The sequence below is a fragment of the Enterobacter cloacae complex sp. 372C4 genome, from assembly GCF_050030615.1.
GTDB classification, from domain to species: Bacteria; Pseudomonadota; Gammaproteobacteria; order Enterobacterales; family Enterobacteriaceae; genus Enterobacter; species Enterobacter intestinihominis.
Genome location: NZ_JBLGUQ010000001.1, coordinates 2448824 through 2464513 on the forward strand (window position 1 = coordinate 2448824; position 15690 = coordinate 2464513).

Below are 15690 nucleotides of genomic sequence, written 5' to 3' on the forward strand. Positions count from 1 at the left end.
GAATCGCAAGGTTCTAAGTACAAAACAAGCATATAAGGAAAAGATAGAATGGCTAAGGGGCAATCTTTACAAGATCCGTTCCTGAACGCATTGCGTCGGGAGCGTGTTCCAGTTTCTATTTATTTGGTGAATGGTATTAAGCTGCAAGGTCAGATTGAGTCTTTCGATCAGTTCGTGATCCTGTTGAAAAACACGGTCAGCCAGATGGTCTATAAGCACGCGATTTCTACTGTTGTTCCGTCCCGTCCGGTATCTCATCACAGCAATAACGCTGGCGGCGGCACTGGCAGTAACTACCATCATGGCAGCAACGCGCAGGGTTCATCTGCTCCTGCGCAGGACAGCGAAGAAACCGAATAAGGTTTTGGGCTGTTTTCCACACGGGGAGCCAGGGATCCTGCGTTCCCCGCTGATCTTTTTAGAGAGGTTTACGCTTGTTTGACCGTTATGACGCCGGTGAGCAGGCGGTGCTGGTACACATCTATTTTTCGCAAGACAAAGATATGGAAGACCTCCAGGAGTTTGAATCTCTGGTCTCTTCCGCCGGTGTCGAAGCAATGCAGGTGATTACCGGTAGCCGTAAAGCGCCGCACCCGAAGTACTTTGTTGGTGAAGGTAAAGCAGTTGAAATTGCGGATGCCGTAAAAGCAACCGGCGCATCAGTCGTGCTGTTTGATCATGCGCTGTCTCCGGCTCAGGAACGTAACCTGGAAGCTCTCTGCGAATGTCGTGTTATCGATCGCACGGGGTTGATCTTAGATATTTTTGCTCAGCGTGCGCGTACCCACGAGGGTAAGTTGCAGGTTGAGCTGGCGCAGTTGCGCCATCTGGCGACGCGTCTGGTGCGTGGCTGGACACACCTTGAAAGACAAAAAGGCGGGATTGGTTTACGTGGCCCGGGAGAAACCCAGCTCGAAACCGACCGTCGTTTGCTGCGTGGCCGTATAACCCAGATCCTTTCTCGTCTGGAGCGTGTCGAGAAACAGCGCGAACAGGGGCGTCGGGCGCGAACCAAAGCCGACATCCCAACGGTGTCGCTGGTGGGCTATACCAACGCCGGTAAATCCACCCTGTTTAACCAGATAACCGAGGCCCAGGTGTATGCCGCAGACCAGCTGTTTGCGACCCTGGACCCTACGCTGCGCCGTATTGACGTCGCAGACGTCGGTGAAACGGTACTGGCGGATACCGTAGGGTTTATCCGCCATCTGCCGCACGATCTGGTGGCAGCGTTTAAAGCGACGTTGCAGGAGACGCGTCAGGCGACCCTGCTGCTGCACGTGATTGATGCGGCTGACGTACGCGTGCAGGAAAACATCGACGCGGTGAATGTGGTGCTCGAAGAGATTGACGCCCACGAAATTCCCACCCTGTTGGTGATGAACAAGATCGATATGCTGGACGATTTCGAACCGCGTATCGACCGAGACGAAGAGAACAAACCAATTCGGGTCTGGCTATCTGCTCAGGCCGGGATTGGTGTGCCACTGCTTTTCCAGGCTTTGACAGAACGTCTTTCCGGTGAGGTAGCTCAGCACACGCTGCGACTGCCGCCACAGGAAGGCAGGCTGCGTAGCCGGTTTTATCAGCTTCAGGCGATAGAAAAAGAGTGGATGGAGGATGACGGCAGCGTGGGGATGCAGGTGCGTATGCCGATCGTTGACTGGCGTCGCCTCTGTAAACAAGAACCTGCGCTGGCGGACTATATCGTCTGATCAGAAAGGGGAAGCCTGAAAAATTCGCCCTTGCATAACAAATATGGAGCATATACATGGCGTGGAATCAGCCCGGTAATAACGGACAAGACCGCGACCCGTGGGGAAGCAGCAATAATCAAGGCGGCAACTCTGGGGGAAATGGCAACAAAGGTGGTCGCGAGCAGGGGCCGCCGGATCTGGATGATATCTTCCGCAAACTGAGCAAAAAGCTTGGTGGCCTTGGCGGAGGAAAAGGTTCTGGCTCGGGTGGCAACTCCACTCAGAGTCCGCGCCCGCCTATGGGTGGCCGCGTAGTAAGCATTGTGGCCGCGGCGGTAGTCATCATCTGGGCAGCCAGCGGGTTCTACACCATTAAAGAAGCAGAGCGCGGCGTGGTAACCCGTTTCGGTAAGTTCAGCCATCTGGTTGAGCCGGGCCTGAACTGGAAACCGACCTTCATTGATAACGTGACCGCAGTGAACGTGGAGTCCGTCCGTGAACTGGCGGCGTCTGGCGTGATGTTGACCTCTGACGAAAACGTGGTGCGCGTTGAGATGAACGTCCAGTACCGCGTGACCGATCCTGAGCGTTATCTGTTTAGCGTGACCAGCGCGGATGACAGCCTGCGTCAGGCGACCGACAGCGCCCTGCGTGGCGTGATCGGTAAATACACCATGGACCGTATCCTGACCGAAGGTCGTACCGTTATTCGTAGCGATACCCAGCGCGAGCTGGAAGAGACCATCCGTCCGTACAACATGGGTATCACCCTGCTGGACGTCAACTTCCAGGCTGCACGTCCGCCGGAAGAGGTGAAAGCGGCGTTTGACGATGCGATTGCCGCGCGTGAAAACGAACAGCAGTACATCCGTGAAGCGGAAGCGTACACCAACGAAGTTCAGCCGCGTGCAAACGGTCAGGCGCAGCGTATTCTGGAAGAAGCGCGCGCGTATAAGACTCAGACCATCCTGGAAGCACAGGGTGAAGTGGCTCGCTTCGCGAAGATCCTGCCGGAATATAAAGCCGCGCCGGAAATTACCCGTGAGCGTCTCTATATCGAGACCATGGAAAAAGTGCTGAGCCATACGCGTAAAGTGCTGGTTAACGATAACAAAGGCGGAAACCTGATGGTCCTGCCGCTGGATCAGATGCTTAAAGGCGGTTCTGCACCGGCAGCAAAAGACAACAGCGGAGCCAACAACCTGCTGCGTCTGCCGCCAGCCTCGTCTGGCAGCTCCAGCGCGAACACAACGCCTTCTTCGAACGATGGTGACATTATGGACCAACGCCGTGCTAACGCGCAGCGTAACGACTACCAGCGTCAGGGGGAATAAGGATGCGTAAGTCAGTTATTGCGATCATCATCATCGCACTGGTCGTGCTCTACACCTCCATCTTTGTGGTGAAAGAGGGCGAACGTGGGATCAAGTTCCAGTTTAGCAGCGTCGTGCGTGACGGCGACAAGCGTCCGGTGATCTACGAGCCGGGTCTGCACTTCAAGGTGCCTTTCATTCAGTCAGTCAAAACGCTCGACGCACGTATCCAGACCATGGATAACCAGGCCGACCGTTTCGTGACTAAAGAGAAGAAAGACCTGATCGTTGATTCCTACATCAAATGGCGCATCAGCGACTTCAGCCGCTACTTCCTGGCAACCGGCGGTGGTGACGTTTCTCAGGCAGAAGTGCTGCTGAAACGTAAGTTCTCTGACCGTCTGCGTTCTGAAATTGGTCGTCTGGATGTAAAAGACATCGTGACCGACTCCCGAGGTCGTCTGACCCTGGAAGTGCGTGATGCATTGAACTCAGGTACAGCGGGTACCGAAGACGAAGTGGAAACACCGGCAGCGGATGACGCGATTGCCAAAGCTGCTGAACGCGTTCAGGCTGAAACCAACGGTAAAGTACCGGTGATCAACCCGAACAGTATGGCTGCACTGGGTATCGAAGTGGTTGACGTGCGTATCAAGCAGATCAACCTGCCAGCGGAGGTGTCCGAGGCGATCTACAACCGTATGCGCGCCGAGCGTGAAGCGGTAGCCCGTCGTCACCGTTCACAGGGTCAGGAAGAGGCCGAGAAACTGCGTGCCGCAGCGGACTACGAAGTGACCAAGACGCTGGCGGAATCTGAGCGTCAGGGCCGTATCCTGCGTGGTGAAGGCGATGCCGAAGCCGCGAAGCTGTTTGCCGATGCCTTCAGCCAGGATCCCGACTTCTACGCCTTTATCCGTAGCCTGCGTGCTTACGAGAATAGCTTCCAGAGCAACCAGGATGTGATGGTACTCAGCCCGGACAGCGATTTCTTCCGTTATATGAAGACGCCGACTAACGCAACGCGATAAACTCAGGCTCGTTTGAGTATTCAAACCACCGCTCTTCACGGAGCGGTGGTTTTCTTTTATAAGGATGAAAAATGAATTCAACGATCTGGCTCGCACTGGCTTTAGTTTTGGTGCTGGAAGGCCTCGGCCCGATGCTCTATCCACGCGCATGGCGACGGATGATCGCGACAATGAGCCAACTTCCGGACAATATTTTGCGTCGTTTTGGTGGTGGACTTGTGGTTGCCGGTATCGTTATCTACTACATGTTGAGGAAAACGATTGGCTGATCAAAAACTAACCGCAATCGGCATATTTTAGGGTCAAAAAGTGCTGTATATCTGAAAAAGCGATGGTAGAATCCATTTTTAAGCAAACGGTGATTTTGAAAAAAATGGGTAACAACGTCGTCGTACTGGGCACCCAATGGGGTGACGAAGGTAAAGGGAAGATTGTCGATCTTCTGACTGAACGGGCTAAATATGTTGTACGCTACCAGGGCGGTCACAACGCAGGCCATACTCTCGTAATCAACGGTGAAAAAACCGTCCTCCATCTTATTCCATCAGGCATTCTTCGCGAAAACGTCACTAGCATCATCGGTAACGGCGTTGTGCTGTCTCCAGCTGCGCTGATGAAAGAGATGAAAGGTCTGGAAGACCGTGGTATCCCTGTTCGTGAGCGTCTGCTGCTCTCCGAAGCCTGCCCGCTGATCCTGGACTATCATGTGGCGCTGGACGTGGCGCGTGAAAAAGCGCGTGGCGCGAAAGCGATCGGCACTACCGGTCGTGGCATCGGCCCGGCATACGAAGATAAAGTGGCTCGTCGCGGTCTGCGCGTGGGCGACCTCTTCGACAAAGCGACCTTCGCTGAAAAACTGAAAGAAGTGATGGAATATCACAACTTCCAGCTGGTGAATTTCTATAAAGCCGAAGCCGTTGACTACCAGAAAGTGCTGGATGACGTCATGGCGATTGCTGACATTCTGACCGGCATGGTTGTTGATGTGTCCGATCTGCTGGACCAGGCGCGCAAGCGTGGCGATTTCGTCATGTTTGAAGGTGCGCAGGGTACCCTGCTGGACATCGACCACGGTACCTATCCGTACGTAACGTCCTCTAACACCACCGCGGGTGGCGTGGCAACCGGCTCCGGCCTGGGCCCACGTTATGTGGATTACGTTCTGGGCATCATCAAAGCGTACTCCACTCGCGTGGGTGCGGGTCCATTCCCGACCGAGCTGTTTGATGAAACCGGCGAGTTCCTCTGCAAGCAGGGTAACGAGTTTGGCGCAACCACCGGTCGTCGTCGTCGTACCGGCTGGCTGGACGCCGTTGCCGTGCGTCGTGCTGTGCAGATCAACTCCCTGTCTGGCTTCTGCCTGACCAAGCTGGACGTACTGGACGGCCTGAAAGAAGTGAAAATCTGCGTGGGCTATCGTCTGCCAGATGGTCGCGAAGTGACTACCACTCCGCTGGCCGCTGACGACTGGGAAGGCATTGAGCCAATCTACGAAACCATGCCGGGCTGGTCTGAGACCACCTTCGGTGTGAAAGAACGTAGTGGCCTGCCAAAAGCTGCGCTGGACTACATTAAGCGTATTGAAGAACTGACCGAAGTGCCGATCGATATTATTTCTACCGGCCCGGATCGTACTGAAACGATGATCCTGCGCGACCCGTTCGACGCATAATCTTCGTGACTGCTGGCCTGCGGGGAAACCCGTAGGCCGGATAAGCGCAGCGCCATCCGGCGACCGCTCCTGGATCTCCGCTTTTTCGCCCCGTCTGTCAAATAAATTAGCCGCTAACTATCTGGCTGGTTTATCATCATTAATGAATATCTCTGCGGTTTGACCGCGTTTTCCCTTTTTCCTGAGGTTGATGTGCAGTTAACAAGTTTCACCGATTACGGCTTACGCGCGCTGATTTACATGGCGTCGTTACCCGATGGGAAGATGACCAGCATCTCTGAAGTCACAGAGGTGTACGGTGTGTCCCGTAATCATATGGTCAAAATAATCAATCAACTTAGTCGTGCCGGATACGTTGCTGCCGTCCGCGGGAAGAATGGAGGGATCCGTCTCGGTAAACCGGCACAGAGTATCCGTATCGGCGATGTGGTACGTGAACTGGAGCCGCTATCTCTGGTGAACTGTAGCAGCGCGTTTTGCCACATTACGCCCGCTTGCCGCCTGAAACAGGCGCTTTCAAAGGCCGTGCAAAGTTTTCTCAAGGAACTGGATAACTACACGCTGGCCGATTTGGTTGAAGAGAATCAACCGCTTTATAAATTATTGCTGGTGGAATGAAGAAAATTTCCACCGGAGCTGACAACGGAGGAACCGACATGTCACAAGATCCTTTCCAGGAACGCGAAGCCGAAAAATACGCGAATCCTATCCCCAGCCGCGAGTTCATCATTGAACACTTAACAAAACGCGAAAAACCCGCCAATCGTGAAGAACTTGCCGTTGAATTAAACATTGAGGGTGAAGAGCAAATTGAAGCCCTTCGCCGCCGCCTGCGCGCCATGGAGCGCGACGGCCAGCTGGTCTTTACTCGTCGCCAGTGCTACGCGCTGCCAGAACGCCTCGATCTGCTGAAAGGCACCGTTATTGGTCATCGCGATGGCTTCGGCTTCCTGCGCGTGGAAGGCCGTAAAGACGACCTGTACCTCTCATCCGAACAGATGAAGATGTGTATTCACGGCGACCAGATCCTGGCGCAGCCGCTGGGTGCAGATCGTAAAGGCCGCCGCGAAGCGCGCGTGGTCCGCGTGCTGGTGCCGAAAACCAGCCAGATTGTAGGCCGTTACTTTACCGATGCGGGCGTAGGCTTTGTGGTGCCGGACGATAGCCGTCTGAGCTTCGACATTCTCATCCCGCCTGAAGAGGTGATGGGCGCACGCATGGGCTTTGTGGTAGTGGTTGAACTTACCCAGCGCCCGACCCGCCGTACCAAAGCGGTAGGTAAAATCGTCGAAGTGCTGGGCGATAACATGGGCACCGGCATGGCCGTTGATATGGCGCTGCGCACCCATGAAATTCCTTACGTCTGGCCGAAAGCGGTTGAAGACCAGATCGAAAACCTGCGTGAAGAAGTGCCGGAAGAGTCCAAAGCAGGCCGCGTGGATCTGCGCGATCTGCCGCTGGTCACCATTGATGGTGAAGACGCCCGTGACTTCGATGATGCCGTGTACTGTGAGAAAAAACGCGGTGGCGGCTGGCGTCTGTGGGTGGCTATCGCGGATGTGAGTTATTACGTACGTCCACACACGCCGCTGGATAACGAAGCGCGCAGCCGCGGTACGTCAGTCTACTTCCCGTCGCAGGTTGTACCGATGCTGCCAGAAGTGCTCTCTAACGGCCTGTGTTCCCTCAACCCGCAGGTGGACCGCCTGTGTATGGTCTGCGAAATGACCATCTCCAGCAAGGGACGTCTGACGGGCTATAAGTTCTACGAAGCGGTGATGAGTTCTCATGCGCGCCTGACCTATACCAAGGTCTGGCATATGTTGCAGGGCGATCAGGATCTTCGCGAACAGTACGCGCCGCTGGTCAAACACATCGAAGAGCTGCACAACCTCTACAAAACGCTGGATCAGGCGCGCGAAGAGCGCGGTGGGATCTCGTTTGAGAGTGAAGAGGCGAAATTCATCTTTAACGCTGAGCGTCGTATCGAGCGAATCGAGCAGACTCAGCGTAACGATGCGCACAAGCTGATTGAAGAGTGTATGATCCTGGCGAACATCTCGGCGGCACGTTTCGTTGAGAAAGCCAAAGAGCCTGCGCTGTTCCGTATTCACGATAAGCCAACCACGGAAGCCGTAACCTCGTTCCGTTCCGTGCTGGCCGAACTCGGCCTGGAGCTGCCTGGCGGCAATAAGCCTGAGCCACGCGATTATGCCGAGCTGCTGGAATCCATCAGCGATCGTCCTGACGCGGAAATGCTGCAAACCATGCTGCTGCGTTCCATGAAGCAGGCGATTTACGATCCGGAAAACCGGGGCCACTTTGGTCTGGCGTTACAGTCGTATGCGCACTTTACCTCGCCGATTCGCCGTTATCCGGATCTGTCCCTGCACCGTGCGATCAAGTATCTGCTGGCGCACGAGCAAGGTCACAAAGGCAATACGACCGAAACCGGTGGGTATCACTACTCCATGGAAGAGATGCTGCAACTGGGCCAGCACTGTTCCATGACCGAGCGTCGTGCGGATGAAGCAACGCGCGACGTGGCGGACTGGCTGAAGTGTGACTTTATGCTGGATCAGGTGGGTAACGTCTTTAAAGGTGTGATTGCCAGCGTCACCGGCTTTGGCTTCTTCGTACGTCTGGATGAGCTGTTTATCGACGGTCTGGTGCACGTTTCCAGCCTTGATAACGATTACTACCGCTTCGACCAGGTCGGACAACGTCTGATCGGTGAATCCGGCGGTCAGACCTACCGTCTGGGCGATCGGGTGGAAGTGAAGGTAGAAGCCGTGAATATGGATGACCGTAAAATCGACTTCAGCCTCATCTCCAGCGAACGGGCTCCGCGTAACGTCGGGAAAACCGAGCGTGAGAAAGCGAAAAAAGGCGGCAACGGTAAAGCGGGCGGCAAGCGACGTCAGGCAGGTAAAAGAGTAAACTTTGAGCCAGACAGCGCCTTCCGTGGCGAGAAGCAGCAGAAGCCCAAGGCGGCGAAAAAAGACGCTCGTAAAGCGAAAAAACCGTCGACCAAGACCCAAAAAATAGCGGCCGCAACCAAAGCGAAGCGCGCGGCGAAGAAACAGCAGGCGGAGTAATTTCCCCTCACCCTGACCCTCTCCCCAACGGGGAGAGGGACAATATTTATTACGAGAACCATCAATGAGTGAAATGATTTACGGCATCCACGCGGTGCAGGCCCTGCTGGAGCGCGCGCCGGAGCGTTTTCAGGAAGTTTTTATTCTGAAAGGGCGTGAAGACAAACGTCTGATGCCGCTGATCCACGCGCTGGAAGCGCAGGGCGTCGTGATCCAGCTGGCGAACCGCCAGTATCTGGATGAGAAAAGCGAAGGTGCTGTACACCAGGGCATTATCGCGCGCGTGAAGCCGGGCCGTCAGTATCAGGAGAACGATCTGCCGGATCTGATCGCTGAGCTGGATAACCCGTTCTTCCTGATCCTCGATGGCGTAACCGACCCGCACAACCTGGGCGCGTGCCTGCGTAGCGCCGATGCAGCAGGCGTGCATGCGGTAATTGTGCCAAGAGATCGCTCCGCGCAGCTTAACGCTACCGCTAAAAAAGTCGCCTGCGGCGCGGCGGAAAACGTCCCGTTGATCCGCGTGACTAACCTGGCGCGCACCATGCGTCTGTTGCAGGAAGAAAATATCTGGATCGTAGGAACAGCCGGTGAAGCGGATCACACCCTGTACCAGAGCAAAATGACTGGCCGTATGGCGCTGGTGATGGGAGCGGAAGGCGAAGGTATGCGTCGTCTGACCCGCGAGCACTGCGATGAGCTGATCAGCATCCCGATGGCGGGCAGCGTATCGTCCCTGAACGTTTCTGTTGCGACGGGTATCTGCCTGTTTGAAGCGGTGCGTCAGCGCGGGTAGCCTGTTGTGCCGGGTGGCGGCTTCGCCTTACCCGGCCTACAAAAGCATGGTACCGTAGGCCCGGTAAGCGCAGCGCCACCGGGCAACAATCTCACTCCTCTAACGACCGTAAATGGTCATCCTTCCTCAACGTCATCAGCGCGAAAATACTCACCACCGCCGTTGCCATCACGTAGTACGCCGGAATATCCAGATTGCCCGTCTCTTTAATCAGCCCGGTAATGATCAGCCCCGCACAGCCCGAGAAGATCGCATTCGACAGAGAATAGGCCAGCCCCAGCCCGGTATAACGCACGCGCGTCGGGAACATCTCAGACAGCATTGCCGGCCCCGGCCCTGCCAGCATCCCAACCAAACCCCCCGCAATCAACACCACAATCGCTTTGACAGCCAACGTGCTGGACTCCGCCTGCAAAATTTTCAGCAGCGGCAGGGCGAGGATCAGCAGGAGCACGGTGGCGATAATCATCACCGTCCGCCGCCCGATCCTGTCGCTCAGTATGCCCGACGGAATGATCGTGAGCGCAAACCCAATGTTAGAAATCACCGCAATCAGCAGCGCCTGGTTAAAACCGGTGTGCAGCGCAGATTGCAGATAGGTCGGCATAATCACCAGATAGGTATAACCCGCCGCAGACCAGACCATCACGCGACCAATGCCCATCAGAATGGTTTTGAACGTGGCGGCGGTGCTGGCCTGAGTAACAACCGGTTTTTCCCGTTGCTGCACAAAGCTCGGTGTCTCTTCCATGCTTACCCGCAGCCATAGCGCGACCGCACCCATCGGCAACGCCAGGAAGAACGGAATGCGCCAGCCCCAGTCGTGCAAGGCTTCAGGGGAGAGAAGGGCAGAGAGCAACGCGACAATGCCTGCGCCTGCTAACAGTCCGAGCGCCACGGTGAAGGACTGCCATGCCCCGTAAAGACCGCGCTTGCCGCGCGGGGCGAACTCCGTCATCAACGAGACCGCGCCGCCATACTCACCGCCCGCGAACAGTCCTTGCAGAATACGCAGGAGTGTAACGATCAGCGGCGCGGCAATCCCGATACTGGCGTAGACCGGCACAATACCGATGGCAGCGGTGGCGAGCGTCATCAATACCAGCACAATAATCAGCGTCGGTTTACGGCCAATCCTGTCGCCAATGCGGCCAAAGACCACCGCACCCAGCGGGCGGAAGAAGAAAGCGATGGCGAATGAGGCCCAGGTGAGGATCAGGCTGGTGAGCTCCGCTTCCCCCTCAAGCTGGAAGAAGTTTCTGGCAATCACCGTTGCCAGAAAACCATAGACCGCAAATTCATACCACTCGATGAAATTACCGATGGAGCCTGCAATTAATGCATGCTTGTGCGCAGCCTGTTGCATAACGATCCTCACAAAAACGGGGTAAGAATAAATTATTCAGCATTAGTTAAGTAAGGAAATAGTTTATTCTTATGTTCTGTGAGCTATTTCACGAATGATATCAACACGATCGTCATCGTGTGACCCCCCTCCCATGCAGCGTTCATACCCTCTGTCCATACTTACCTTTATTGCCAATGAAAGGAGGGAGACAACATGCACTGGCAGACACATACCGTTTTTAATCAACCTGCACCGCTATCGAACAGCAACCTTTTTCTCTCTGATTGCGCCCTGCGCGATGCGGTAGCGCGCGAAGGGGCTGAGTGGGATGTGGATCTTCTTGCCAGCATCGGCCAGCAGTTGGGTACGGCAGAGTCGCTGGAGCTGGGCAGACTGGCGAACGTTAATCCGCCGGAGCTGCTGCGTTATGACGCCACGGGAGCGAGGCTGGATGACGTCCGCTTTCATCCGGCATGGCATCTTCTGATGCAGGGGCTTTGCGCCAACCGGGTGCACAACCTGGCGTGGGAGGAGGAGGCGCGGAAAGGATCGTTCGTCGCCAGGGCCGCGCGTTTCGTACTTCATGCTCAGGTGGAGGCGGGAACGCTTTGCCCGGTGACCATGACCTTTGCGGCCACGCCGCTGTTGCAACGGTCGCTGCCCAAACCGTTTCATGAGTGGTTAACGCCGCTGATGAGCGATCGCTACGACCCCCATCTCGCGCCGGGGGCGCAAAAGCGCGGCCTGCTGATCGGCATGGGGATGACGGAAAAGCAGGGCGGTTCGGACGTACTCAGTAATACTACCAAAGCAGAGAAATGCAGCGATGGCAGTTACCGGCTGGTGGGGCACAAATGGTTTTTCTCCGTGCCGCAGAGCGATGCGCATCTGGTGCTGGCGCAGGCGAAGGGCGGGTTGTCCTGCTTTTTTGTCCCGCGTTTCTTACCCGACGGGCAACGTAATGCCGTGCGCCTTGAGCGTCTGAAGGACAAGCTCGGCAACCGCTCAAATGCCAGCAGTGAGGCTGAATTTCTTGATGCTTCCGGCTGGCTGCTGGGCGAAGAGGGGGAAGGCGTCCGGCAAATTCTGAAGATGGGCGGGCTGACGCGCTTTGACTGCGCGCTGGGCAGCCACGGACTGATGCGCCGTGCGCTCTCTGTGGCGCTTTATCATGCCCATCAGCGGCAGACCTTCGGCAAAAATCTGATCGACCAGCCGTTAATGCGCGACGTGCTAAGCCGTATGGCGCTGGTGCTGGAGGGACACACGGCACTGCTGTTCCGACTCGCCCGGGCGTGGGACAACCGCAACGACCCGCAGGAAGCCGCATGGGCGCGGCTTTTCACTCCGGCGGCAAAATACAGCGTCTGCAAAGCGGGTATACCGTTTGTGGCAGAGGCAATGGAGGTGCTGGGCGGTGCAGGCTATTGCGAAGAGAGTGAGCTTCCGCGGTTGTACCGTGAAATGCCCGTCAACAGCATCTGGGAAGGCTCTGGCAATATTATGTGCCTGGACGTACTGCGCGTGCTGGCGAAGCAGTCGGGCATTCTCGACCTGCTCGCCGATGATTTCGCGCAGGTAAAAGGCCAGGACAGGCACTTCGCTCGCAGCTGGCGTCAGCTACAGCAGAAGCTGCGGAAACCGCAGGAAGCGCAGGGCAGGGAGATCGCGCAGCAGCTCTTTTTACTCGGGGCCGGAAGTCAAATACTGCGGCACGCATCGCCGTCCGTGGCGCAGGCGTGGTGCCGCATGATGCTGGATACCCGGGGCGGCACGCTGATGAGCGAGCAGGTGCAAAACGACCTGCTGCTGCGCGCCACGGGCCGGGTCGGTTAAGCCTTCAGCTGGAACAGGCTCACCAGCCGGGTGAGATGTGAACCCTTCTCGCGCAGCGTCTGTGCTGTCTGCTCGCTGCGTGAGATGCGATCGGCATTGATGTGCGATGCCTCACCGATGTGCGTCATCGCCAGATTCACCTGGCCAATTCCCGCCGACTGCTCGCGGGAGGCGTGGTTGATCTCAGTGACAAGCTGGCTGATGTTATCGATATGAACAATGATGGCATCCATCGCCAGACGTGTCTGCTCAGACAGCGCATGGCCTTCGCTCACCTTGTTCAGCGTATCCCCAATCAGCTGTTCAATCTCTTTTACCGCGTTGGCGCTGCGTGCGGCCAGGGCGCGTACCTCTTGCGCCACCACTGCGAAACCTTTCCCGTGCTCGCCCGCCCGCGCCGCTTCAACCGCCGCATTGAGCGCCAGGATATTGGTCTGGAAAGCGATGGACTCAATCACGCGGGTGATGTCTTCAATGCGTTTCGATGCATCGCGAATATCATCCATGGTGGAGACTGCGTGGGTCACCGTCTCTCCACCCTGATGCACCGCACGCGAGGTTTCACCCACCAGCTGCTGCGTTTGCTCCATGTTGGCGGCATTTTGCTGCACGGTGGCGGCTAATTGCTCCATGCTGGCGGAGGTCTCCTCAACGCTGCTGGCCTGCTTGTTGATCTGTTCAGATATCTCGCCGGTGTCTGAAGCCAGCGCGTTAGTCCCCAGATGGATCTCGCTTGCGGCCTCGCGGACCTGCAACACAATTTTTTGCAGGCCTTCCCCGATCCCGTTGATGGCGTCAATCAGCTGGCCGACTTCATCCTGGCGGGTAACCGGCAGGCTGGCGCGCAGATCGCCTGCGGCATACTGCCGGGCAAGCGCGATCACCTCGCGCAGTGGGCGGGTTAGCATCCGGCGAATGAGGATAACGAACAGGCCCGCGAAGAGAGCGGATAGCACCACGCCCGCCATCAGGAAGCGATCGCGCAGTGTGGTGACGCTTGAAAGCAGTACGGCTTTATCCACTTCACCCACGAAGGTCCAGTTCCAGCCCGGTAGCGGCGTGTAGGCAACTTTGAGCGTACGGCCATCCGCGCTCACGCGTTCCAGCGTGCCGGCTTTATCACTCAGAAGCTGCTGCTGTGTCGCCGTGTCCCAGTTAGGCAGTTTGCCCTCTTCGCTGGCATGGAACAGATACTGTCCGCGCGTTTTGCCGCTGCTGCGATCCAGTACAAAGAAGTGGCCGCTCTCGCCCAGACGACGGTTAAGGATTTTCTCGCGCATGACGTTCCACGAATGGGTGATGTCCACGCCGACAAAGATAATCCCGATAACCTGGCCTTCCGCATTCTTAACAGGCTGGTACTGCGTGATATAGCGCTTGCCGAACAGCAGCGCGAGGCCACGATAGACCTCCCCTTTAGTGACGGCGGCAAATGCCGGGCTGGTGGTATCAAGAACGGTTCCGATCGCGCGGTCGCCATTCTCTTTGCGCAGCGACGTCGCCACGCGGACAAAATCGTTACCGTTGCGGACAAACAGCGTCGAGATGGCTCCCGTTCGGCTCAGGAAGTCATCAGAAAGCGTATTGTTTTCATGCAGCTCCGTTTCGCCGCCTTTCAGCAAAGGAACGGTAAGCCCGTTTATGGTCCGGCTATGGCTGCTGTCGCTGTTCAATGGCTGTGGCAAAAAGGTGGTGAACAGACGGGTATAGCTTTCAACCTCTTCGCTCAGGCTGGTGTTGAACATCTCTACCATATCCACCATGCCGGTGGACTGGTTATGCAGGTCTTCAACCGCAAGATCTTCAAGCTGCTGGCTGGCGTTGTGGCTCAACAGGAAAGTGAACAGCAAAAAAAGCGTAGCGACACTTACACCTGTTAGCAGCGATAGCTTCGTGCCCAGTCCTGCCCGGCGGAAAAAGGTGATCATATATTGCTCATTATTGAAAAGTGATGGCTGTTCAACGGCAGAGCGGAGAGAACGTTTATCTGTTTAATGTAACTGAATGTTACACATTTGTTTTTATTGAGTTTCGGGAGAGATAAAAAATTTGCAAAAGTGAAAAGCCACTAAAATTAAGTGGCTTTTATCGGAGGGGATTATGCATAAAGAATGGCCTGCACGCGCCAGTGATTAACATGGTGATCTTCCTGCATCTGGACGATGCGATACCAGGATGCGCCCTGTTCATCGGCCTTCAGGGCGACGACACGTTCAACGTCTTGCGGACTCCCCGTGATATTATTGACGGAGATCTGACCAATCTCATTCAGGCCCGTGACGCAATCCGCGCTGGCAAATTCAGCCGACTGCGCCGTGGTGCTCAGCAGGCCCGCTGAAAGCAATAGCGTCGTTAAAGCAAGGGTTCGTTTCATCGTCAGCTCCTTTTCACGTGTCTCCGGTATCCGCCGGGCAATCCTTCGCGAATAAACTCATTTCCATTGTTGCTGGCATGGAGTTTATTGTGGACAGGAAAATGTCTACGGACGCAAAGCAGTGTAAAGGTCGTTCAAATGATGATGCTCACTTACGGTACAAAATGCTTTGTGCATACCACTGTCCCGTAATAATGGTTTCATCAATCATCGTGATGACGTAATAATCTGCTTTTGCGGCAACGGCCTGTGCTTCAATTGCGTCTTCTGCATCATCCGGTGAACCGCGAACCATCGCGGATACGGTTCCCAGGCGTTGTAATCCTTCCGTCTGATTACGACGAATCTCCTGAGGATGATCGGTAACCGGCGGTGCCGGTTCTGGAGTACCCTGCAATACGGAACATCCGCTGAGCAGTGAGACCAGCAATAAAGCGGTAAGCCTGCGCATAAACCTGTCTCTTTTCCTGATAGCCATAGTGTAGTGGTCTGCGAATTTAGTTTTGGGGGAATGTTCCCGAAGTGTTA

14 protein-coding genes are annotated in these 15690 nt (G+C 55.9%); 10 read left to right on the forward strand and 4 right to left on the reverse strand.

Features of this window, described 5'->3' with window-relative positions; all coding sequences use genetic code 11:
* Positions 1–48: 48 nt before the first annotated feature.
* From hfq to rlmB, 9 genes are all read left to right on the forward strand, one after another.
* Positions 49–360, forward strand: a complete 312-nt coding sequence (gene hfq / locus ACQG11_RS11785; protein WP_006810391.1) for an RNA chaperone Hfq — start codon at positions 49–51, stop codon at positions 358–360.
* Between the two features lie 74 nt (positions 361–434).
* Positions 435–1715 (forward strand): ribosome rescue GTPase HflX, encoded by a 1281-nt coding sequence (hflX, locus tag ACQG11_RS11790; protein ID WP_003855991.1) that lies wholly within the window; start codon positions 435–437, stop codon positions 1713–1715.
* Positions 1716–1771: 56 nt separating this feature from the next.
* A complete protein-coding gene (gene hflK / locus ACQG11_RS11795; protein WP_022646820.1) occupies positions 1772–3031 on the forward strand; it encodes an FtsH protease activity modulator HflK in 1260 nt (419 codons plus the stop codon).
* 2 nt (positions 3032–3033) lie between these two features.
* Positions 3034–4038: a protease modulator HflC gene (hflC, locus tag ACQG11_RS11800; RefSeq protein ID WP_022646821.1), complete on the forward strand. Its 1005-nt coding sequence runs from the start codon at positions 3034–3036 to the stop codon at positions 4036–4038.
* A gap of 71 nt (positions 4039–4109) precedes the next feature.
* The gene (locus ACQG11_RS11805) at positions 4110–4307 is read left to right on the forward strand and encodes a DUF2065 domain-containing protein (protein ID WP_003855996.1); all 198 of its coding nucleotides are present in this window, start codon (positions 4110–4112) and stop codon (positions 4305–4307) included.
* 104 nt (positions 4308–4411) lie between these two features.
* Complete coding sequence (locus tag ACQG11_RS11810; protein ID WP_032621775.1) at positions 4412–5710, forward strand: adenylosuccinate synthase; 1299 nt, start codon at positions 4412–4414, stop codon at positions 5708–5710.
* Positions 5711–5902: 192 nt separating this feature from the next.
* Positions 5903–6328 carry a nitric oxide-sensing transcriptional repressor NsrR gene (gene nsrR, locus ACQG11_RS11815; protein ID WP_003855998.1) on the forward strand — a complete coding sequence of 142 codons (426 nt, stop codon included), beginning with the start codon at positions 5903–5905 and terminating at the stop codon, positions 6326–6328.
* 38 nt (positions 6329–6366) lie between these two features.
* A complete protein-coding gene (rnr, locus tag ACQG11_RS11820) occupies positions 6367–8808 on the forward strand; it encodes a ribonuclease R (protein WP_023299135.1) in 2442 nt (813 codons plus the stop codon).
* A gap of 64 nt (positions 8809–8872) precedes the next feature.
* Positions 8873–9604 (forward strand): 23S rRNA (guanosine(2251)-2'-O)-methyltransferase RlmB, encoded by a 732-nt coding sequence (gene rlmB / locus ACQG11_RS11825; RefSeq protein WP_003856001.1) that lies wholly within the window; start codon positions 8873–8875, stop codon positions 9602–9604.
* A gap of 91 nt (positions 9605–9695) precedes the next feature.
* Here the strand turns inward: rlmB and ACQG11_RS11830 are convergent, their stop codons facing one another.
* On the reverse strand, positions 9696–10970 hold the full coding sequence (locus tag ACQG11_RS11830; protein ID WP_126292051.1) for an MFS transporter: 1275 nt from the start codon (positions 10968–10970) through the stop codon (positions 9696–9698).
* Between the two features lie 195 nt (positions 10971–11165).
* Between ACQG11_RS11830 and ACQG11_RS11835 the strand changes: the two genes are divergently transcribed.
* A complete protein-coding gene (locus ACQG11_RS11835) occupies positions 11166–12788 on the forward strand; it encodes an isovaleryl-CoA dehydrogenase (protein WP_426728378.1) in 1623 nt (540 codons plus the stop codon).
* On the opposite strand, the gene ACQG11_RS11840 is transcribed toward ACQG11_RS11835, so the two are convergent.
* From ACQG11_RS11840 to bsmA, 3 genes are all read right to left on the reverse strand, one after another.
* Positions 12785–14716, reverse strand: a complete 1932-nt coding sequence (locus ACQG11_RS11840) for a methyl-accepting chemotaxis protein (protein WP_426728379.1) — start codon at positions 14714–14716, stop codon at positions 12785–12787. The two genes, ACQG11_RS11835 and ACQG11_RS11840, sit on opposite strands and share 4 nt — an antisense overlap.
* 170 nt (positions 14717–14886) lie before the next feature.
* Complete coding sequence (yjfN, locus tag ACQG11_RS11845; protein ID WP_003856009.1) at positions 14887–15162, reverse strand: DUF1471 family protease activator YjfN; 276 nt, start codon at positions 15160–15162, stop codon at positions 14887–14889.
* Positions 15163–15310: 148 nt separating this feature from the next.
* The gene (gene bsmA, locus ACQG11_RS11850; RefSeq protein ID WP_426728380.1) at positions 15311–15640 is read right to left on the reverse strand and encodes a biofilm peroxide resistance protein BsmA; all 330 of its coding nucleotides are present in this window, start codon (positions 15638–15640) and stop codon (positions 15311–15313) included.
* Positions 15641–15690 lie beyond the last annotated feature (50 nt).

Bases quoted from the DNA above. Each gene is read 5' to 3' on its own strand.
- hfq (WP_006810391.1), top strand. From the start codon at position 49: ATGGCTAAGGGGCAATCTTTACAAGATCCGTTCCTGAACGCATTGCGT.
- hflK (WP_022646820.1), top strand. From the start codon at position 1,772: ATGGCGTGGAATCAGCCCGGTAATAACGGACAAGACCGCGACCCGTGG.
- hflC (WP_022646821.1), top strand. From the start codon at position 3,034: ATGCGTAAGTCAGTTATTGCGATCATCATCATCGCACTGGTCGTGCTC.
- ACQG11_RS11805 (WP_003855996.1), top strand. From the start codon at position 4,110: ATGAATTCAACGATCTGGCTCGCACTGGCTTTAGTTTTGGTGCTGGAA.
- ACQG11_RS11810 (WP_032621775.1), top strand. From the start codon at position 4,412: ATGGGTAACAACGTCGTCGTACTGGGCACCCAATGGGGTGACGAAGGT.
- rnr (WP_023299135.1), top strand. From the start codon at position 6,367: ATGTCACAAGATCCTTTCCAGGAACGCGAAGCCGAAAAATACGCGAAT.
- rlmB (WP_003856001.1), top strand. From the start codon at position 8,873: ATGAGTGAAATGATTTACGGCATCCACGCGGTGCAGGCCCTGCTGGAG.
- ACQG11_RS11830 (WP_126292051.1), bottom strand. From the start codon at position 10,970: ATGCAACAGGCTGCGCACAAGCATGCATTAATTGCAGGCTCCATCGGT.
- ACQG11_RS11835 (WP_426728378.1), top strand. From the start codon at position 11,166: ATGCACTGGCAGACACATACCGTTTTTAATCAACCTGCACCGCTATCG.
- ACQG11_RS11840 (WP_426728379.1), bottom strand. From the start codon at position 14,716: ATGATCACCTTTTTCCGCCGGGCAGGACTGGGCACGAAGCTATCGCTG.
- yjfN (WP_003856009.1), bottom strand. From the start codon at position 15,162: ATGAAACGAACCCTTGCTTTAACGACGCTATTGCTTTCAGCGGGCCTG.
- bsmA (WP_426728380.1), bottom strand. From the start codon at position 15,640: ATGGCTATCAGGAAAAGAGACAGGTTTATGCGCAGGCTTACCGCTTTA.